This window comes from Shinella sp. GW835-FHT14H05 (assembly GCF_058793575.1).
In genome coordinates, this window is the sequence record NZ_JBXAFY010000010.1 from 72,338 (window position 1) to 93,205 (window position 20,868).

Consider the following 20,868-nt stretch of genomic DNA (forward strand, 5'->3'; position numbering starts at 1 on the left):
GGACTGTTTTAGCCGCCGGGCATAACTCGCCAGTTCTGGGGATGGAGACGGCGGGCACCAGGGGGTAGGTTTGCCACGTCGCTTCGAGCGACACGACCAGGGCGCTGTACGCCCGGGTCCGGCGCCGGTGGATCGTTTCGATCCGGTATCTTGCGGAGGCGCCTCTGCGTGTGGCGGACACGAGGTCATGCCGCGCGCATCACGGCAACCGGAAACAGGCCCGCACTCCCATGAAGGCATTTGCACGCGCGGCGCGCGCAGCGCTCGCTGTTTCGACGATTCTTTTGATTCTCCCGGCAGCCGAAGCCCAGGCTGATGATTCTCTTTTGATATGGTCGCCGGCGAAACTCTCCAGCTATGCATATCGCCTGCGCATGGGCGCCAAGGCCGCGACCGCTGCCGAGATGAGCGCGGGCGTCGATGTCTCCATCACAACGTCCTCCACCGGCCGAATACGCGATACGCGCGACAATGCAAGGCTCTGGGCGGAACTGCGCGGGCAGGGGCATTCCGGCATCGAGCGCAGCGCGACGGCGGGCTACAATCCCTTGACGGGGCGTGTCTCCGCCAGCGCCGGCGTCTCGCGCCGCTGGATGGCGTCGCCCTCCTTCGACGTGGTGGTCACGCCGTCCGTGTCGGCCGACGCGAATGTGCGGCACGGCTATCGTGGCTCGGTGCGCATGGTGCAGAAGGCGCAGCTCCAGGCGCTACCGACCGGAACCTCCTTCGTCGCAGCCGGCACGGCCGTGAGTGGTGATCGCCGGATCGGGACGGAATTCGGCATCGAGCAGAGGGTCTTCGAGGGGCTCGATCTCGGCGCGTCCGTGCGACGGCAGGAGGCCGGCCTGACCGGCACCATCCGGGCGCGTCTCCGTTTCGCCTGGTGAGGGGCGGCAGGCTGTGCGCTGCGTTGTTAAACTGTGAAAAAATCTCGTCTTCGGGCTTGCCAAGTCGATCCGTGCGCCGTAAAGACGCCATGCCTTGCCGGCGACGGGCGTTTCGTTCAGGAGCGGCAAGCATCTAGGGGTATAGCTCAGTTGGTAGAGCGGCGGTCTCCAAAACCGCAGGTCGCAGGTTCGAGCCCTGCTGCCCCTGCCATTCCAAACCGGACAGCGCGGACGACTTGCAGCGACGGGGAGGGGATGGCGTGACGGCGTTCGACCGTCTAAATTCGCGAAAAGCCCGGTTGCCTCTTGTTAAAAAGGGAATCGGGCTTTATGTAGGGCAAAACAGACACGCGGTGCGTGGGGCTGATAGTTCAGCTTTACGCGCCGTAATGGCGTGGACATTCAATGGCATCGAAAACGAATCCGATTGCGTTTCTGCAGCAGGTACGCTCCGAGACGGCGAAAGTGACTTGGCCCTCGCGGCGCGAGACGATGATCTCGACCATCATGGTTTTTGTCATGGTCTTCCTTGCGGCAGTGTTCTTCTTTGCTGCTGACCAGTTGATGGGCTGGCTGATCGGCCTCGTCCTCAGCGCTAGCGCTTGATTGGTTGGAGATGAACATGGCTGCGCGTTGGTACATCGTCCACGCTTATTCGAATTTCGAAAAGAAGGTCGCCGAGGACATCGAGAACAAGGCGCGTCAGAAGGGCCTTGAGCACCTGTTCGAGAAGATCATCGTGCCGACCGAAAAGGTCGTCGAGGTGCGTCGCGGCCGCAAGGTCGATTCGGAGCGCAAGTTCTTCCCGGGCTACGTGATGGTGCGGGCGAACCTGACGGACGAGGCATACCACCTCATCAAGAATACGCCGAAGGTCACGGGTTTCCTCGGTTCCGACAACAAGCCGGTTCCGATCCCTGATTCCGAGGCTGATCGCATCCTGTCGCAGGTCCAGGACGGTGTCGATCGTCCGAAGCCCTCGGTCTCCTTCGAGATCGGCGAGCAGGTTCGCGTTTCCGATGGTCCGTTCGCGTCGTTCAACGGCATCGTTCAGGACGTCGACGAGGAGCGTTCGCGCCTCAAGGTGGAAGTGTCGATCTTCGGTCGCGCCACCCCGGTCGAGCTGGAATACGCCCAGGTCGAGAAAATCTGATTTCGGCGGCGTCCTTCGGGGCGCTGCTTGTGTGAAATCCGGCCCTCGTCAGAGGGTTGGTGGCGGAGATTTCCGCCGATCGCGTGGAAGGACAGTCGCCTTTATAAGCCGGGCGCCAGAAATCCGCACCACGCAACCGCAGCCGCCGGTCTTCGGACCGGCATCATGGACCGGGAAACCGGTCGCATTCTGAAAGGCAGAGAGAAATGGCTAAGAAAGTTGCAGGCCAGCTCAAGCTTCAGGTCAAGGCAGGATCGGCAAACCCGTCCCCGCCGATCGGCCCGGCGCTTGGTCAGCGTGGCATTAACATCATGGAATTCTGCAAGTCGTTCAACGCGGCTACGCAGGAAATGGAAAAGGGCATGCCGATTCCGGTCGTCATCACCTATTACCAGGACAAGTCCTTCACATTTGTGATGAAGCAGCCCCCGGTGACCTACTTCCTCAAGAAGGAAGCCAAGATCACCTCCGGCTCGAAGACCCCGGGCAAGGGTGCCACCGTCGGCAAGCTCACCAAGGCTCAGATCAAGTCGATCGCCGAAGCCAAGATGAAGGATCTCAACGCCGCCGATATCGAAGGCGCGATGGCAATGGTCGAGGGCTCCGCCCGCGCCATGGGCCTGGAAGTGGTAGGTTGATCATGGCCAAGGTAGCAAAGCGTCTCCAGAAGATCCGTGAAGGCATCGACCCGACCAAGCTCGTCGCCCTCTCCGACGCCATCGCTCTCGTCAAGGAGCGTGCCGTCGCCAAGTTCGACGAAACCATCGAAGTCGCCATGAACCTCGGCGTCGACCCGCGTCACGCAGACCAGATGGTCCGCGGCGTGGTCAACCTGCCGAACGGCACGGGCCGTGACGTTCGCGTCGCCGTCTTCGCACGTGGCGCCAAGGCTGACGAAGCCAAGGCTGCCGGTGCAGACATCGTCGGCGCCGAAGACCTCGTCGAAATCGTCCAGGGCGGCAAGATCGATTTCGATCGCTGCATCGCCACCCCGGACATGATGCCGCTCGTCGGCCGCCTCGGTAAGGTTCTCGGCCCGCGCGGCATGATGCCGAACCCGAAGGTCGGCACCGTGACCATGGACGTCACCGGCGCCGTCAAGGCATCCAAGGGCGGTGCTGTCGAGTTCCGCGTCGAGAAGGCTGGCATCATCCACGCCGGCATCGGCAAGGCTTCCTTCGACGCCAAGGCTCTGGAAGAAAACATCAAGGCATTCGCCGACGCGGTCATCAAGGCCAAGCCGACGGGCGCCAAGGGCAACTACGTCAAGCGCGTAGCCATCTCTTCGACGATGGGCCCGGGCGTCAAGATCGACCCGGCAACCGTCGCCTAATTTACGGCTCGGCTCCGGCCGAACCGCAACAGAATTCCCGGCCTTGTCTGGCCGGGGATTTCCGGGGCAACCCGGAACTCCTGTCCGAGATTGCAGGTGGTTATCCCTTAATCACTTTAGCCTGCATGAGACGGGGTGAGACCTGGATTTCTTCCGCGTCGGATGACGCCGAAATTCGGTTCGAACCTACCTTACCTTGTGTCGCGGCCATCCGGTCGAGCGCGGGGGGACAGGATCCTCGAGCGTCGCTCGGGATCCCTTTTGAAGCGGATCCCTGGCGGCAAAGGTAAACCCGGCAGGTCCCGTGAGAAGTCACGGTCCTGTCAACTGGAGATAGGCACAGTGGAAAGAGCGGAAAAACGCGAATTCGTCACGGAGCTGAACGAAGTCTTCAAGGCTTCCGGTTCGGTTGTCGTGGCCCGCTACGCCGGTATCACCGTCGCACAGATGAACGATCTTCGTACGAAGATGCGTGCTGCGGGCGGTACCGTCAAGGTCGCGAAGAACCGCCTGGCCAAAATTGCCCTTCAGGGTACGGAGTCGGAAGGGATGTCTGATCTCTTCCAGGGTCAGACGCTCATTGCTTACGCAAATGATCCGATGATTGCTCCCAAGGTAGCCATGGATTTCGCCAAGACCAACGACAAGCTCGTTGTTCTCGGTGGTGCCATGGGTGCGACCACACTCGACGCTGATGCAGTCAAGTCGCTTGCGACCCTGCCTTCGCTCGACGAGCTTCGTGCAAAGCTCCTGGGCCTGCTTGCAGCCCCGGCCACGCGCGTCGCCACGGTCGTTGCAGCACCGGCAAGCCAGCTTGCTCGTGTGTTCGCCGCCTACGCCAAGAAGGACGAAGCCGCTTGAGGCGGTTTTTCGCTGTAAATCAAACTAACCAGTTCGAACCGAATATAAGGAACTATGACAATGGCTGATCTCGCAAAGATCGTAGAAGACCTCTCCTCGCTGACCGTTCTGGAAGCTGCTGAGCTTTCCAAGCTGCTCGAAGAGAAGTGGGGCGTTTCGGCTGCTGCACCGGTAGCCGTCGCTGCTGCTGGCGGTGGCGCTGCTGCTGCTGTGGTCGAAGAAGAAAAGACCGAGTTCGACGTCATCCTCGTTGAGGCCGGCGCCAACAAGATCAACGTCATCAAGGAAGTCCGCGCCATCACCGGCCTCGGCCTCAAGGAAGCCAAGGACCTCGTCGAAGGCGCTCCGAAGGCTGTCAAGGAAGCCGTCTCGAAGGGCGAAGCTGCCGACCTCAAGAAGAAGCTTGAGGACGCCGGCGCCAAGGTCGACGTTAAGTAATACCGGAATGCGATGGGGGAGGGTGAAAACCCTCTCCCATTGATGATTCCTCCGAACTGATTACCCAAAAGCCGCGAAAACCGGCTTTTGGGTAATGGGTTCTTCAAGAGGATGGTCTTCTACCCAGGCGATCGGGCAATCCGGCCCGTGGCTTAGGCGGCAAGACGAGATTGAACAAACCCATGATAGACGGGATCGACTGGCCAGCGAACCCCGTCCGTTGCAGGCCCGGATGCAAATTTTGAAGGAGCGACGATGGCTCAGACCCTTTCGTTTAACGGTCGTAGGCGCGTACGCAAGTTTTTTGGTAAAATCCCTGAAGTCGCAGTCATGCCGAACCTCATCGAGGTTCAGAAAGCATCTTACGACCAGTTTCTGATGGTTGAAGAGCCCGCCGGCGGTCGTCCGGACGAGGGCCTCCAGTCCGTTTTCAAGTCGGTCTTCCCGATCACCGACTTCTCCGGCGCTTCCATGCTCGAATTCGTCTCCTACGAGTTCGAACAGCCGAAGTTCGACGTCGAGGAATGCCGCCAGCGTGACCTGACCTATGCAGCGCCCCTCAAGGTGACGCTGCGCCTCATCGTGTTCGATATCGACGAGGATACAGGCGCGAAGTCGATCAAGGACATCAAGGAACAGAACGTCTACATGGGCGACATGCCGCTCATGACCGACAACGGTACGTTCATCGTCAACGGCACCGAGCGCGTCATCGTCTCCCAGATGCACCGTTCGCCGGGCGTGTTCTTCGACCACGACAAGGGCAAGAGCCACTCTTCCGGCAAGCTGCTCTTCGCTGCCCGCGTCATCCCGTATCGCGGTTCCTGGCTCGACATCGAGTTCGACGCCAAGGACATCGTGCATGCGCGTATCGACCGCCGCCGCAAGATCCCCGTCACGTCGCTGCTCATGGCACTCGGCATGGACGGTGAAGAAATCCTGTCGACCTTCTACACGAAGTCGTTCTACCAGCGCGACGGCGAAGGCTGGCGCGTGCCCTTCAATCCGGACGCGCTGAAAGGCCAGAAGGCCGTCTCGGACATGGTGGACGCCGACACCGGCGAAGTCGTCGTGGAAATCGGCAAGAAGCTGACCCCGCGCCTCCTGAAGACGCTCTCCGAAAAGGGCCTCAAGGCCCTCAAGGCGACCGATGACGAGCTCTACGGCAACTACCTCGCCGAAGACATCGTCAACTTCTCGACGGGTGAGATCTACCTCGAAGCCGGCGACGAAATCGACGAGAAGACCCTCCCGGTCATCCTGTCGGCCGGTTTCGACGAGATCCCGGTCCTCGACATCGACCACATCAACGTTGGCGCCTATATCCGCTCGACGCTGGCCGTGGACAAGAACGAGAACCGCCAGGACGCGCTGTTCGACATCTATCGCGTCATGCGCCCGGGTGAACCGCCGACGATGGATTCGGCCGAAGCCATGTTCAACACGCTGTTCTTCGATGCGGAGCGTTACGACCTCTCCGCCGTCGGCCGCGTGAAGATGAACATGCGCCTCGACCTCGACGTCGCCGACACGGTCCGCACGCTGCGCAAGGACGACATCCTGGCCGTGGTCCGGATGCTGGTCGAACTGCGCGACGGCAAGGGCGAGATCGACGACATCGACAACCTCGGCAACCGCCGTGTGCGTTCGGTCGGCGAATTGATGGAGAACCAGTACCGTCTCGGCCTGCTGCGCATGGAGCGCGCGATCAAGGAACGCATGTCCTCGATCGAGATCGACACGGTGATGCCGCAGGACCTGATCAACGCGAAGCCGGCAGCCGCCGCGGTTCGTGAGTTCTTCGGTTCCTCGCAGCTCTCCCAGTTCATGGACCAGGTGAACCCGCTTTCGGAAATCACCCACAAGCGCCGTCTTTCGGCTCTTGGCCCGGGTGGTCTGACCCGCGAGCGCGCAGGCTTCGAAGTCCGCGACGTTCACCCGACCCACTACGGCCGTATCTGCCCGATCGAAACGCCGGAAGGCCCGAACATCGGTCTGATCAACTCGCTCGCAACCTTCGCCCGCGTCAACAAGTACGGCTTCATCGAAAGCCCGTACCGCAAGATCACGGACGGCAAGGTCACGACCGAAGTGGTCTACCTCTCGGCCATGGAAGAAGCGAAGTACTACGTCGCCCAGGCAAACTCGGAACTCACCTCGGACGGTTCGTTCGTGGAAGAATTCGTCGTTTGCCGTCACTCGGGCGAAGTGATGCTCGCGCCGCGCGACACGGTCAACCTGATGGACGTTTCGCCGAAGCAGCTCGTTTCGGTCGCAGCCGCGCTCATCCCGTTCCTTGAGAACGACGACGCGAACCGCGCGCTCATGGGCTCGAACATGCAGCGTCAGGCCGTGCCGCTCCTGCGGGCCGAAGCCCCGTTCGTCGGCACCGGCATGGAACCGGTCGTTGCCCGTGACTCGGGCGCTGCCATCGCGGCTCGCCGCGGCGGCGTCGTCGATCAGGTCGACGCGACCCGTATCGTTATCCGCGCCACCGAAGACCTCGATCCGTCGAAGTCGGGCGTCGATATCTACCGCCTGCAGAAGTTCCAGCGCTCCAACCAGAACACCTGCGTCAACCAGCGCCCGCTGGTCACCGTCGGCGACGTTCTGAACAAGGGCGACATCATCGCGGACGGTCCGTCGACCGACCTCGGCGACCTGGCACTCGGCCGCAACGCGCTCGTCGCGTTCATGCCGTGGAACGGCTACAACTACGAGGACTCGATCCTCCTTTCCGAACGCATCGTGCGCGATGACGTCTTCACCTCGATCCATATCGAGGAGTTCGAAGTCATGGCCCGCGACACCAAGCTCGGTCCGGAAGAAATCACGCGCGACATTCCGAACGTCTCGGAAGAAGCGCTGAAGAACCTCGACGAAGCCGGTATCGTGTACATCGGCGCGGAAGTTCAGCCGGGCGACATCCTCGTCGGCAAGATCACGCCGAAGGGCGAAAGCCCGATGACGCCGGAAGAAAAGCTTCTGCGCGCCATCTTCGGCGAAAAGGCTTCCGACGTGCGCGACACCTCCATGCGCATGCCGCCCGGCACCTTCGGCACCGTCGTCGAAGTTCGCGTCTTCAACCGCCACGGCGTGGAGAAGGACGAACGTGCGATGGCGATCGAGCGCGAAGAGATCGAGCGTCTCGCGAAGGACCGCGACGACGAGCAGGCGATCCTCGACCGTAACGTCTACGGCCGCCTGATCGACATGCTGCGTGGCAACGTCGCCGTTGCCGGCCCGAAGAGCTTCAAGAAGGGTACCGAGCTTTCGAACGCCGTCGTCTCCGAATATCCTCGCTCGCAGTGGTGGATGTTCGCCGTCGAGGACGAGAAGGTTCAGGGCGAGATCGAAGCGCTCCGCGGCCAGTACGACGAATCCAAGTCGCGCCTTGAACAGCGCTTCATGGACAAGGTCGAAAAGGTCCAGCGCGGCGATGAAATGCCCCCGGGCGTCATGAAGATGGTCAAGGTCTTCGTCGCTGTGAAGCGCAAGATCCAGCCGGGCGACAAGATGGCCGGCCGTCACGGCAACAAGGGTGTGGTTTCGCGCATCGTTCCGATCGAGGACATGCCGTTCCTGGAAGACGGCACGCATGTCGACGTCGTTCTGAACCCGCTGGGCGTGCCTTCGCGCATGAACGTCGGCCAGATCCTGGAGACGCATCTCGGTTGGGCTTGCGCCGGCATGGGGAAGCAGATCGGCGCGATGCTCGACGCCTACAAGGCAGGTGCCGAAATCCAGCCGCTGCGCGATGTCATCGACAGCGTCATCGGTTCCGGCCCGAAGGGCGAGCCGATCAAGCAGTATGACGACGAGTCCATCGTCCGCCTCGCGGAACAGACCCGTCGTGGTGTGTCGATCGCGACCCCCGTCTTCGACGGCGCCGTCGAGAAGGACGTCAACGAGATGCTCGAACAGGCCGGCCTCAAGGTCACCGGCCAGTCGACGCTCTATGACGGCCGGACCGGCGACCAGTTCGACCGCCAGGTGACCGTCGGCTACATCTACATGCTGAAGCTGAACCACCTTGTGGACGATAAGATCCACGCCCGTTCGATCGGCCCGTACTCGCTCGTTACCCAGCAGCCGCTGGGCGGCAAGGCGCAGTTCGGCGGCCAGCGCTTCGGGGAAATGGAGGTCTGGGCGCTCGAAGCCTACGGCGCCGCCTATACGCTGCAGGAAATGCTGACCGTGAAGTCGGACGACGTCGCGGGCCGCACCAAGGTGTACGAGGCGATCGTTCGTGGCGACGACACGTTCGAAGCGGGCATTCCGGAGAGCTTCAACGTTCTCGTCAAGGAAATGCGCTCGCTCGGCCTGTCGGTCGAACTCGAGAACTCCAAGCTCGACGCAGCCAACGAAGCCGGCCAGCTTCCGGACGCCGCGGAATAATCATGATCGGGTGCGCGCCTCCAGGGCGCGCACCGTTTCCGCTCCGCCCGCTCGGGCAGGGGCGGCTCATCCGTTTCAAGCAGGCTTGCGGCACCCGGGTATCGCCGCAATCGCTTGCTAAGCAGAGGGCCAATGGCCCACGAAGGAGATAGGCATGAACCAAGAGGTCATGAACCTTTTCAACCCGCAGGTGCCTGCGCAGACGTTCGATTCTATCCGGATCTCGATCGCTTCTCCGGAAAAGATTCTTTCCTGGTCTTACGGTGAGATCAAGAAGCCGGAAACGATCAACTACCGCACGTTCAAGCCGGAACGCGACGGTCTGTTCTGCGCGCGCATCTTCGGCCCGATCAAGGACTACGAGTGCCTGTGCGGCAAGTACAAGCGCATGAAGTACAAGGGCATCATCTGCGAAAAGTGCGGCGTCGAAGTCACGCTGTCGCGCGTTCGCCGCGAGCGCATGGGCCATATCGAGCTCGCCGCGCCCGTCGCCCACATCTGGTTCCTGAAGTCGCTTCCCTCACGCATCTCGACTTTGCTCGACATGACGTTGAAGGATGTCGAGCGCGTTCTCTATTTCGAGAACTACATCGTGACCGAGCCGGGCCTGACCGCGCTCAAGGAAAACCAGCTTCTTTCCGAAGAAGAATACATGATCGCCGTCGATGAATATGGTGAAGACCAGTTCACGGCGATGATCGGCGCCGAGGCCATCTACGAGATGCTCGCCTCGATGAACCTCGAGAAGATCGCTGGCGATCTGCGTTCGGATCTGGCCGAGACCACCTCGGATCTGAAGCAGAAGAAGCTGATGAAGCGCCTGAAGATCGTCGAGAACTTCATGGAATCCGGCAACCGTCCGGAATGGATGATCATGAAGGTCGTCCCGGTGATCCCGCCGGACCTGCGTCCGCTGGTTCCGCTGGACGGCGGCCGCTTCGCGACGTCGGACCTGAACGATCTCTACCGCCGCGTCATCAACCGCAACAACCGTCTGAAGCGCCTCATCGAGCTGCGCGCACCGGGCATCATCATCCGCAACGAGAAGCGCATGCTTCAGGAATCGGTTGACGCCCTGTTCGACAACGGCCGCCGCGGCCGCGTCATCACGGGTGCCAACAAGCGTCCGCTGAAGTCGCTGTCCGACATGCTCAAGGGCAAGCAGGGCCGCTTCCGCCAGAACCTGCTCGGCAAGCGCGTCGACTATTCCGGCCGTTCGGTCATCGTGACCGGTCCGGAACTGAAGCTGCACCAGTGCGGCCTGCCGAAGAAGATGGCGCTCGAACTGTTCAAGCCGTTCATCTACGCCCGCCTCGACGCCAAGGGTTACTCCTCGACCGTCAAGCAGGCCAAGAAGCTCGTTGAAAAGGAAAAGCCGGAAGTCTGGGATATCCTCGACGAGGTCATCCGCGAACATCCGGTTCTGCTGAACCGCGCACCGACGCTGCACCGCCTGGGCATCCAGGCCTTCGAACCAACGCTGGTCGAAGGCAAGGCCATCCAGCTGCACCCGCTCGTCTGCACGGCCTTCAACGCCGACTTCGACGGCGACCAGATGGCTGTTCACGTTCCGCTTTCGCTGGAAGCCCAGCTGGAAGCGCGCGTGCTCATGATGTCGACGAACAACATCCTGCATCCGGCAAACGGCGCGCCGATCATCGTTCCTTCGCAGGACATGGTTCTCGGTCTCTACTATCTGTCGATCCAGAACCAGAACGAGCCGGGCGAAGGCATGGCCTTCTCCGACATGGGCGAACTGCACCACGCTCTGGAAAACAAGGTCGTCACGCTGCACGCCAAGATCAAGGGCCGCTACAAGTCGGTCGATGGTGAAGGCAAGCCCTACACCAAGATCTTCGAAACGACGCCCGGCCGCATGATCATCGGCGAACTGCTGCCGAAGAACGGCAACATTCCGTTCGACATCTGCAACCAGGAAATGACCAAGAAGAACATCTCCAAGATGATCGACTCGGTCTACCGTCACTGCGGCCAGAAAGACACGGTCATCTTCTGCGACCGCATCATGCAGCTCGGCTTCGTCCACGCCTGCCGCGCCGGCATTTCGTTCGGCAAGGACGACATGGTCATTCCGGAAACCAAGGTGAAAATCGTTGGCGACACCGAAAACCTGGTCAAGGAATACGAGCAGCAGTACAATGACGGCCTGATCACCCAGGGCGAAAAGTACAACAAGGTCGTCGATGCCTGGGGCAAGGCCACCGAGAAGGTCGCGGAAGACATGATGGCCCGCATCAAGGCCGTCGAGTTCGACCCCGCAACCGGCCGCCAGAAGCCGATGAACGCCATCTACATGATGTCGCACTCCGGCGCCCGCGGCTCTCCGAGCCAGATGCGTCAGCTTGGCGGCATGCGCGGCCTCATGGCCAAGCCGTCGGGCGAGATCATCGAAACGCCGATCATCTCGAACTTCAAGGAAGGCCTGACCGTTAACGAGTACTTCAACTCGACGCACGGTGCCCGTAAGGGTCTCGCAGACACCGCCTTGAAGACCGCGAACTCCGGTTACCTGACCCGCCGTCTCGTCGACGTCGCGCAGGATTGCATCGTCACGCATGTCGACTGCGGCACGGAAACGGGCCTCACGATGACGGCGATCGTCGATGCCGGTCAGGTCGTGGCTTCGATCGGCACCCGCGTGCTCGGCCGTACCGCGCTGGACGATATCGATCACCCGGTCACGGGTGAGCGCATCGTCGATGCGGGCCGGATGATCCTCGAGGCCGACGTCGTCCAGATCGAAAAGGCTGGTATCCAGTCGATCCGCATCCGCTCGGCGCTGACCTGCGAAATCCAGACCGGCGTCTGCGGCGTCTGCTACGGTCGCGACCTTGCACGCGGCACGCCCGTCAACATGGGCGAAGCCGTCGGCGTCATCGCGGCACAGTCGATCGGTGAACCGGGCACCCAGCTCACCATGCGTACCTTCCACCTGGGCGGCACGGCGACCGTGGTCGACCAGTCGTTCCTGGAAGCCTCGTATGAGGGCACGGTGCAGATCAAGAACCGCAACATGCTGCGCAACTCGGAAGGCGTTCTCGTCGCGATGGGCCGCAACATGGCGATCCAGATCCTGGACGAGCGCGGCGTGGAACGCTCCTCGCAGCGCGTCGCCTACGGTTCGAAGATCTTCGTCGACGATGCCGACAAGGTGAAGCGCGGCCAGCGTCTCGCCGAGTGGGACCCCTACACCCGTCCGATGATGACGGAAGTCGAGGGCACCGTTCACTTCGAAGACGTGGTCGACGGTATCTCGGTTCTGGAATCGACGGACGAATCCACCGGCATCACCAAGCGTTCGGTCATCGACTGGCGCTCGACGCCGCGCGGTACGGACCTCAAGCCGGCCATCATCATCAAGGACAAGAATGGCGCCGTTGCCAAGCTGTCCCGCGGTGGCGAAGCCCGCTTCCTGCTCTCGGTCGACGCGATCCTGTCCGTCGAACCGGGCCAGAAGGTCTCCCAGGGTGACGTTCTTGCCCGCTCGCCGCTCGAAAGCGCCAAGACCAAGGACATCACCGGTGGTCTGCCGCGCGTTGCCGAACTGTTCGAAGCCCGTCGTCCGAAGGACCACGCCATCATCGCTGAGATTGATGGCACGGTTCGCTTCGGCCGCGACTACAAGAACAAGCGCCGCGTGATGATCGAGCCGGCGGAAGACGGTGTCGAGCCGGTCGAATACCTGATCCCGAAGGGCAAGCCCTTCCACCTTCAGGACGGCGACTACATCGAAAAGGGTGACTACATCCTCGACGGCAACCCGGCGCCGCACGACATCCTGGCGATCAAGGGCGTGGAAGCACTCGCTTCCTACCTCGTGAACGAAATCCAGGAAGTCTACCGTCTGCAGGGCGTTGTGATCAACGACAAGCACATCGAGGTGATCGTTCGCCAGATGCTGCAGAAGGTCGAGATCACGGATGCCGGCGACTCGACCTATATCGTCGGCGACAACGTCGACCGTATCGAGCTCGAAGACGTCAACGACGGCCTGATCGAGGAAGGCAAGAAGCCGGCTTACGGCGATCCGGTCCTCCTCGGCATCACCAAGGCGTCGCTGCAGACCCCGTCGTTCATCTCGGCCGCATCCTTCCAGGAGACCACCAAGGTTCTCACGGAAGCTGCGATCGCCGGCAAGACCGACGGCCTGCAGGGTCTCAAGGAAAACGTCATCGTCGGCCGTCTCATCCCGGCCGGTACGGGCGGCACCATGACCCAGATCCGCCGCATCGCGACGGCTCGCGACGAGATGATCCTCGACGAGCGCCGCAAGTCGACGGGTGCAGGCGTTGCAACCCCGATGCTGGCGGACCTCGCCGGCGGCGAGAACGCCGCAGCCGAATAAGCTGTCGTTCTTTTGACAATGAAAAAGCCGCCCGAGCGTTTCGGGCGGCTTTTTGTTTTTGCGAGACGGGGCACGCCTAGGGCTTGTAGCCGATCGCCCTGACCTGGCTGACGCCCGTCATCACCCGTCCATAGGCGATGCAGATGAGGTTCATCATCCGCTTGCCGACGATGGGGCCGACGATCCACCAGTAGCGCGGCCAGCGATGATGCACTGGCGAGGCGGCGATCCCGGTGAAGCCGGCACGCTTCAGCAGGTTGCCGAGGTTGCTGGGCGACCAGGTGAACAGGTGGAAGTTCGGCTCGTCCTCGCGGTAGCCTATCTTGAAGGACTCGTTTGGCGTCACGAGCACCACCTTGCCGCCCTTGCGGAGCTTGGCGAACATCTGCCGCACCATGCCGAGCGGGTCGTCGACGTGCTCAAGGGCATGGTGGGAAATGATGGTGTCGGCCCAGCCGTCCTCGATCTGCTCAAGGCTGCCGAAGACCCGGATGCCGTTCTTGCGGGCCGCCGCGGCGGCCGCCTCGTTGACCTCGACACCAACGCGCTCTTTGACATCGAGGCTGGAAAGGATGTAGCCGCCACCGCAGCCGAAATCGATCACGCGGTCCGACGGACCGACGAATTTCTCGAACTTCAGGCGATCGAAATAGGCTGCATAGCGCTGGTGTTCGAACGTCTTGTCGAAATAGGTCTTGTCGTAATAATCATTCTTTTCGCCAACCGCTGTCGCTGTGTCGGAAACGGTCATCTTTTCCCCCGTGAGGCCAGGCCGGACAGGCTGAGCGACCATGTCGACCACCATGCCCGAGCCTCTGGAGGCTGATAACCCGCCAATAGGGCGTAGAACCTCACCTGAACGGATAGGAGCCTACTACCCCGTGCTGCCGGCAGAGGCGGGCGACACGCCTCTGCCAAGGGGAGCAATCAGGCTGACGAGGAACCGGCGTCACGCGAAGCGGATGATCGCCACTTCCCCTTCGAGCGCGCCGCGATAGGCGGACGCATGCGGCTCCTCGTCCGGCACGTCGTTCAGCGTGCCGATCTGGTCGAGGTCAGCTTCGAGGAAGCCTTCCTCCGAAAGGGCGTTCAGGGCCTCGCGCACGGCGCTGTCGTCGTCCGGCGCGCGCAGCATGACGTGGATGTCGATGCCCTCGTCGCCGTCGCGCTCATAGGCCTTGCCGATGATGATAAAGACCATCGGGTCGTCGAGCGTATTGTTGTCGTTGTCGGCACTGGCCATGGCAGGCTCCTTTCGGGATGAAATGATGCAAGCTCTATAAAGGGTAGGGCGGTCGGACCCAATCGCAAAAATCACGATCCCGTCAAAAGCCGCGCTGCAAGAGAATCGGTGGATGTAATTAGCGCAGAGCGACTCTTCCGGTTGATTCCTTGTTCATGCTTTCTTAATGCAGATCGGCGAAGGCTGGTTGTCTGAAAATCACCGCGAAGAGGGCAGGGGGCGCACCCTGAAAGCCCTGCTTCTCAGGCAAAGCAGGCATTCCCGGGCAGGATTCTTTCGCGCCGCCCCTTGACCTTTCGCCCTTTAATCAGTAGACCGCCCGCTATCAGAGCCTATGTGAGGCTGGCTGGTTCGGAACGACTCGTTCTGGAGTTCGCCTCAAACAGGGCTCGACGCACGTTGAGAACATGAATGCTGCACGCATGACGCGGTTATCGCGTCCTCTGCCTATGAAGGTCATCCGCAAAAGCGGATCGGCCTTTTATTGCGCATGAACACGCGTGTGGCCAAGTAACTGCCCGCAAGGGTATCGATCGAAATTGATAGGGATGGTTGAATGCCTACCGTAAACCAGTTGATCCGCAAGCCGCGCCAGGCGTCGGTAAAGCGCAACAAGGTTCCTGCTCTGCAGGAAAACCCCCAGAAGCGCGGCGTTTGCACCCGCGTCTACACGACGACCCCGAAGAAGCCGAACTCGGCTCTGCGTAAGGTCGCAAAGATCCGCCTGACCAATGGCTTCGAAGTCATCGGCTACATTCCGGGCGAAGGCCACAACCTGCAGGAACACTCCGTCGTCATGATCCGTGGCGGCCGCGTAAAGGACTTGCCGGGCGTTCGTTACCACATCATCCGTGGCGTTCTCGACACCCAGGGCGTCAAGAACCGCAAGCAGCGCCGCTCCAAGTACGGCGCGAAGCGTCCGAAATAATAAGTCAACCGGCGCCATTTCGCTGGTCAGATCAGTTACAAGTTTGAGAGACAAAAAGTATGTCCCGTCGCCATAGAGCAGAAAAGCGCGAGATCAACCCGGACCCGAAGTTCGGCGATCTCGTAGTCACCAAGTTCATGAATGCCATCATGCTGGACGGCAAGAAGTCCGTCGCCGAAACGATCGTTTACGGCGCCTTCGATGTCGTTCAGGGCAAGGCTAAAGCGGACCCGGTCACGGTGTTCCATTCGGCTCTGGACAACGTTGCGCCGCACGTCGAAGTGCGTTCGCGCCGCGTTGGTGGTGCGACCTACCAGGTTCCGGTCGACGTTCGTCCGGAGCGCCGCCAGGCTCTCGCAATCCGTTGGCTGATCGCAGCTGCCCGCAAGCGTAACGAAACGACCATGGTCGAGCGCCTCTCCGGCGAACTCATGGACGCAGCGAATAACCGTGGCAGCGCCGTCAAGAAGCGCGAAGACACGCACAAGATGGCTGACGCCAACCGTGCCTTCTCGCACTACCGCTGGTAACCGAAACTAGACGTCTCGAAAGGAGTCCCAGATGGCTCGCGAATATAAAATCGAAGACTACCGAAATTTCGGTATCATGGCGCATATCGACGCCGGCAAGACGACGACGACCGAGCGTATCCTTTACTACACCGGCAAGTCCCACAAGATCGGCGAAGTCCATGACGGCGCCGCTACGATGGACTGGATGGAGCAGGAGCAGGAACGCGGCATCACGATCACGTCCGCTGCCACCACGACCTACTGGAAGGGCCGTGACGGCAAGACCCGCCGCTTCAACATCATTGACACCCCCGGCCACGTCGACTTCACCATCGAAGTCGAGCGTTCGCTGCGCGTTCTCGACGGTGCGATCGCCCTTCTCGATGCCAACGCCGGCGTAGAGCCGCAGACGGAAACCGTCTGGCGTCAGGCTGAGAAGTACAACGTTCCGCGCATGATCTTCTGCAACAAGATGGACAAGACCGGCGCGGACTTCTACCGCTCGGTATCCATGATCAAGTCGCGCCTCGGCGCGATCCCGGTCGTCATGCAGCTGCCGATCGGCGCCGAGACCGAGTTCAAGGGCGTCGTCGACCTGATCGAGATGAACGCTCTCGTCTGGCGCGATGAATCGCTCGGCGCCCAGTGGGACGTCGTCGAAATCCCGGAAGACATGAAGGCCCAGGCCGAAGAATACCGCGAGAAGCTCATCGAGACCGTCGTCGAAATCGACGAGGCCGCGATGGAAGCCTACCTCGAAGGCAACTACCCGGACAACGAGCAGATCCGTGCGCTCGTTCGCCGCGGCACCATCGACGTGAAGTTCCACCCGATGTTCTGCGGTACGGCGTTCAAGAACAAGGGCGTTCAGCCGCTGCTCGACGCTGTCGTCGATTACCTGCCGTCCCCGGCAGACATCCCGGCGATCAAGGGCATCGACGTCAAGACGGAAGCCGAAATCGAGCGTCACGCTGACGACGCCGAGCCGCTTTCCATGCTTGCGTTCAAGATCATGAACGACCCCTTCGTCGGTTCGCTCACCTTCGCCCGCATCTATTCCGGCAAGCTCGAAAAGGGCACGTCGGTCATGAACACGGTCAAGGAAAAGCGCGAGCGCGTCGGCCGTATGCTCCAGATGCATTCCAACTCGCGTGAAGACATCGAAGAAGCCTTTGCAGGCGACATCGTTGCTCTCGCCGGCCTCAAGGACACGACGACGGGCGACACGCTCTGCGATCCCCTGAAGCCGGTCATCCTCGAGCGCATGGAATTCCCCGAGCCGGTCATCCAGATCGCGATCGAGCCGAAGACCAAGAACGACCAGGAAAAGATGGGCCTCGCCCTCAACCGCCTGGCCGCCGAAGACCCGTCCTTCCGCGTCAAGACCGACGAAGAGTCGGGCCAGACGATCATCGCAGGCATGGGTGAACTTCACCTCGACATCATCGTCGACCGCATGCGTCGCGAGTTCAAGGTCGAAGCCAATGTCGGCGCCCCGCAGGTTGCCTACCGCGAGACCATCACGCGCAAGACCGAGAAGGACTACACGCACAAGAAGCAGACCGGTGGTACCGGCCAGTTCGCCCGCGTGAAGCTCGTTTTCGAACCGAACCCGGAAGGCGAAGACTTTCTGTTCGAATCCAAGATCGTCGGCGGTTCTGTTCCGAAGGAATATATCCCGGGCGTTCAGAAGGGTATCGAAAGCGTTCTGTCCTCGGGTCCGCTCGCAGGCTTCCCGATGCTCGGCGTCAAGGCGACGCTCATCGACGGCGCCTTCCACGACGTCGACTCGTCGGTCCTCGCCTTCGAAATCGCATCGCGTGCTTGCTTCCGTGAAGCCTCGCGTGAAGCCGGTGCCCAGCTGCTGGAACCGATGATGAAGGTCGAAGTCGTCACACCGGAAGACTATGTCGGCGACGTCATCGGCGACCTGAACTCCCGTCGTGGCCAGATCCAGGGCCAGGAATCGCGCGGCGTCGCCGTCGTGATCTCCGCCAACGTGCCGCTGGCCAACATGTTCAAGTACGTGGACAACCTGCGCTCGATGTCGCAGGGCCGCGCCCAGTACACGATGACCTTCGATCACTATGCGCCGGTTCCGTCGAACGTCGCGCAGGAAATCCAGGCAAAGTACTCCGGTCAGAAGTGACCGGGGTACGCCCTTAAGAAAATTGTATGAATTTCCCTTCGCGGGACAAGGAACGGAGAGCCGGAAATGGCAAAGAGCAAGTTTGAGCGCAACAAGCCTCACGTAAACATCGGCACGATCGGCCACGTCGACCATGGCAAGACGTCGCTGACGGCCGCGATCACGAAGTATTTCGGCGAATACAAGGCGTATGACCAGATCGACGCCGCTCCGGAAGAAAAGGCTCGTGGCATCACCATCTCGACGGCACACGTCGAATACGAGACGCCGGCCCGCCACTACGCCCACGTCGACTGCCCCGGCCACGCCGACTACGTCAAGAACATGATCACCGGTGCTGCCCAGATGGACGGCGCGATCCTGGTCTGCTCGGCTGCTGACGGCCCGATGCCGCAGACCCGCGAGCACATCCTGCTCGCCCGCCAGGTCGGCGTTCCGGCAATCGTCGTGTTCCTCAACAAGGTCGACCAGGTCGACGACGCCGAACTCCTCGAGCTCGTCGAGCTTGAAGTGCGCGAACTGCTGTCGTCCTACGACTTCCCGGGCGACGACATTCCGATCGTCAAGGGTTCGGCTCTGGCCGCTCTCGAAGATTCCGACAAGAAGATCGGTGAAGACGCGATCCGCGAGCTGATGGCCGCTGTCGACGCCTACATCCCGACGCCTGAGCGTCCGATCGACCAGCCGTTCCTGATGCCGATCGAAGACGTGTTCTCGATCTCGGGCCGCGGTACGGTTGTGACGGGTCGCGTCGAGCGCGGCATCGTCAAGGTCGGTGAAGAAGTCGAGATCGTCGGCATCCGCCCGACCTCGAAGACCACCGTTACCGGCGTTGAAATGTTCCGCAAGCTGCTCGACCAGGGCCAGGCCGGCGACAACATCGGTGCTCTCGTTCGCGGTGTGAACCGTGACGGCGTCGAGCGTGGTCAGATCCTGTGCAAGCCGGGTTCGGTCAAGCCGCACAAGAAGTTCATGGCTGAAGCCTACATCCTGACGAAGGAAGAAGGCGGCCGTCATACGCCGTTCTTCACGAACTACCGTCCGCAGTTCTACTTCCGCACGACGGACGTGACGGGCATCGTTTCGCTGCCGGAAGGCACGGAAATGGTCATGCCGGGCGACAACGTCACGGTTGCCGTCGAGCTGATCGTTCCGATCGCGATGGAAGAAAAGCTGCGCTTCGCCATCCGCGAAGGCGGCCGCACCGTCGGCGCCGGCATCGTGGCTTCGATCGTCGAGTAAGACGTAAGGCCCTAGGCCGCTGAAAAAGGAAGGGCAGGGGTTCAACCCTGCCCCTCCGGTCTTTGAAAATTTAGCGGACTGGCCTTTCGGCAATTGTGTTTTCGTGTGCGTTCCTTTATGGAACCGCCAGAATCAAAAAGCGCGTATTCCCAAGAGAATCGCGCGGATAACGAACTAAGGAAAAGTCGTATGAACGGCCAGAACATCCGCATCCGCCTCAAGGCGTTTGACCACCGGATCCTTGATGCCTCCACGCGCGAGATCGTGTCGACGGCAAAGCGCACCGGCGCAAGCGTCCGCGGCCCCGTTCCGCTCCCGACCCGTATTGAAAAGTTCACGGTCAACCGGTCGCCCCACGTCGACAAGAAGAGCCGCGAACAGTTCGAGATGCGCACGCACAAGCGCCTGCTCGACATTGTAGATCCGACCCCGCAGACCGTTGACGCTCTCATGAAGCTCGACCTTGCGGCCGGTGTAGACGTAGAGATCAAGCTCTAAGTCCGGCGTAAGCCGAAATAACAAGGAAGGTACGTGGCATTAGCCGACGTCTTCTAAAAACGGGAAACCCGACGGCCTTCGAGGCCCGAGTGGAATCCTTAAACCAAGAGGCATGAAGGGGCTCCCTCGCTTTGGGAATACCCCGACAGGACTTCTAAGAGGATTGAACCATGCGTTCAGGTGTGATTGCACAGAAAGTAGGGATGACTCGCGTCTATAATGACGCAGGTGAGCATATCCCTGTAACAGTATTGCGACTGGACAACGTCCAGGTCGTGGCCCAGCGCACGCAGGACAAGAACGGCTACACGGCCGTCCAGCTCGGCGCCGGCACCTCCAAGGTGAAGAACACGGCAAAGGCACTGCGCGGCCAGTTCGCCGCTGCAAGCGTCGAGCCGAAGGCCAAGCTCGTCGAGTTCCGCGTTTCGGAAGACAACCTCATCGACATCGGCGCGGAACTGACCGCGAGCCACTTTGTCGCAGGTCAGCTCGTCGACGTTACCGGCACCACGATCGGTAAGGGTTTCGCCGGTGCCATGAAGCGCCACAACTTCGGTGGTCTTCGTGCAACGCACGGCGTGTCCGTTTCGCACCGTTCGCACGGTTCGACGGGTAACAACCAGGACCCGGGCAAGGTCTGGAAGGGCAAGCGCATGGCTGGTCACATGGGCCAGACGCGCGTCACCACCCAGAACCTCGAAGTCGTCTCGACCGACGAAGAGCGTGGTCTCATCCTCGTTAAGGGCGCAGTCCCGGGCTCCAAGGGTGCCTGGATCGTCGTTCGTGACGCCGTCAAGTCCGGCACCCCGTCCGACGCGCCGCGTCCGGCCGCTGTGCGCGCCGCAGTCAAGTAAGGGAGC

17 protein-coding genes and 1 tRNA gene are annotated in these 20,868 nt (G+C 61.2%); 16 read left to right on the forward strand and 2 right to left on the reverse strand.

Annotated features, from left to right (window positions below; genetic code table 11):
- The first annotated feature begins 230 nt into the window (after window positions 1-230).
- From AC1Q6Z_RS25030 to rpoC, 10 genes are all read left to right on the forward strand, one after another.
- Window positions 231-887, forward strand: a complete 657-nt coding sequence (locus AC1Q6Z_RS25030; RefSeq protein ID WP_492649675.1) for a hypothetical protein — start codon at window positions 231-233, stop codon at window positions 885-887.
- 135 nt (window positions 888-1,022) lie between these two features.
- Window positions 1,023-1,098: transfer RNA gene (locus tag AC1Q6Z_RS25035), tRNA-Trp, on the forward strand.
- Between the two features lie 194 nt (window positions 1,099-1,292).
- Window positions 1,293-1,493, forward strand: coding sequence for a preprotein translocase subunit SecE (secE, locus tag AC1Q6Z_RS25040; RefSeq protein ID WP_256121532.1), 201 nt, complete (start codon window positions 1,293-1,295; stop codon window positions 1,491-1,493).
- 16 nt (window positions 1,494-1,509) lie between these two features.
- Window positions 1,510-2,040 carry a transcription termination/antitermination protein NusG gene (nusG, locus tag AC1Q6Z_RS25045; RefSeq protein WP_256121533.1) on the forward strand — a complete coding sequence of 177 codons (531 nt, stop codon included), beginning with the start codon at window positions 1,510-1,512 and terminating at the stop codon, window positions 2,038-2,040.
- A 206-nt stretch (window positions 2,041-2,246) separates the two neighbouring features.
- On the forward strand, window positions 2,247-2,678 hold the full coding sequence (rplK, locus tag AC1Q6Z_RS25050; protein WP_023517311.1) for a 50S ribosomal protein L11: 432 nt from the start codon (window positions 2,247-2,249) through the stop codon (window positions 2,676-2,678).
- A 2-nt stretch (window positions 2,679-2,680) separates the two neighbouring features.
- Entirely contained in the window at window positions 2,681-3,373 is a 693-nt protein-coding gene (gene rplA, locus AC1Q6Z_RS25055; RefSeq protein ID WP_256121534.1) for a 50S ribosomal protein L1, read from the forward strand.
- A 342-nt stretch (window positions 3,374-3,715) separates the two neighbouring features.
- The gene (rplJ, locus tag AC1Q6Z_RS25060; RefSeq protein WP_256121535.1) at window positions 3,716-4,234 is read left to right on the forward strand and encodes a 50S ribosomal protein L10; all 519 of its coding nucleotides are present in this window, start codon (window positions 3,716-3,718) and stop codon (window positions 4,232-4,234) included.
- Between the two features lie 60 nt (window positions 4,235-4,294).
- Window positions 4,295-4,672, forward strand: coding sequence for a 50S ribosomal protein L7/L12 (gene rplL / locus AC1Q6Z_RS25065; protein ID WP_256121536.1), 378 nt, complete (start codon window positions 4,295-4,297; stop codon window positions 4,670-4,672).
- 255 nt (window positions 4,673-4,927) lie between these two features.
- Entirely contained in the window at window positions 4,928-9,070 is a 4,143-nt protein-coding gene (gene rpoB, locus AC1Q6Z_RS25070) for a DNA-directed RNA polymerase subunit beta (protein WP_435265373.1), read from the forward strand.
- A 154-nt stretch (window positions 9,071-9,224) separates the two neighbouring features.
- A complete protein-coding gene (gene rpoC, locus AC1Q6Z_RS25075; protein WP_256121538.1) occupies window positions 9,225-13,436 on the forward strand; it encodes a DNA-directed RNA polymerase subunit beta' in 4,212 nt (1,403 codons plus the stop codon).
- Between the two features lie 76 nt (window positions 13,437-13,512).
- Here rpoC and AC1Q6Z_RS25080 read toward each other — a convergent pair whose 3' ends face one another.
- Window positions 13,513-14,187, reverse strand: a complete 675-nt coding sequence (locus AC1Q6Z_RS25080; RefSeq protein WP_492649676.1) for a class I SAM-dependent methyltransferase — start codon at window positions 14,185-14,187, stop codon at window positions 13,513-13,515.
- 198 nt (window positions 14,188-14,385) lie between these two features.
- Window positions 14,386-14,679 (reverse strand): transcriptional regulator, encoded by a 294-nt coding sequence (locus AC1Q6Z_RS25085; protein ID WP_256121540.1) that lies wholly within the window; start codon window positions 14,677-14,679, stop codon window positions 14,386-14,388.
- Between the two features lie 556 nt (window positions 14,680-15,235).
- Here AC1Q6Z_RS25085 and rpsL point away from each other — a divergent pair.
- From rpsL to rplC, 6 genes are all read left to right on the forward strand, one after another.
- Window positions 15,236-15,607, forward strand: coding sequence for a 30S ribosomal protein S12 (rpsL, locus tag AC1Q6Z_RS25090; protein ID WP_022719193.1), 372 nt, complete (start codon window positions 15,236-15,238; stop codon window positions 15,605-15,607).
- 59 nt (window positions 15,608-15,666) lie between these two features.
- Window positions 15,667-16,137: a 30S ribosomal protein S7 gene (rpsG, locus tag AC1Q6Z_RS25095; RefSeq protein WP_256121541.1), complete on the forward strand. Its 471-nt coding sequence runs from the start codon at window positions 15,667-15,669 to the stop codon at window positions 16,135-16,137.
- Window positions 16,138-16,168: 31 nt separating this feature from the next.
- Window positions 16,169-18,268: an elongation factor G gene (fusA, locus tag AC1Q6Z_RS25100; RefSeq protein WP_435265374.1), complete on the forward strand. Its 2,100-nt coding sequence runs from the start codon at window positions 16,169-16,171 to the stop codon at window positions 18,266-18,268.
- 66 nt (window positions 18,269-18,334) lie between these two features.
- Window positions 18,335-19,510 carry an elongation factor Tu gene (gene tuf / locus AC1Q6Z_RS25105; protein WP_435265371.1) on the forward strand — a complete coding sequence of 392 codons (1,176 nt, stop codon included), beginning with the start codon at window positions 18,335-18,337 and terminating at the stop codon, window positions 19,508-19,510.
- 189 nt (window positions 19,511-19,699) lie between these two features.
- Window positions 19,700-20,008 carry a 30S ribosomal protein S10 gene (rpsJ, locus tag AC1Q6Z_RS25110; protein ID WP_003507767.1) on the forward strand — a complete coding sequence of 103 codons (309 nt, stop codon included), beginning with the start codon at window positions 19,700-19,702 and terminating at the stop codon, window positions 20,006-20,008.
- Window positions 20,009-20,178: 170 nt separating this feature from the next.
- Window positions 20,179-20,862 (forward strand): 50S ribosomal protein L3, encoded by a 684-nt coding sequence (rplC, locus tag AC1Q6Z_RS25115; RefSeq protein WP_256116162.1) that lies wholly within the window; start codon window positions 20,179-20,181, stop codon window positions 20,860-20,862.
- The last annotated feature ends 6 nt before the right edge of the window (window positions 20,863-20,868 follow it).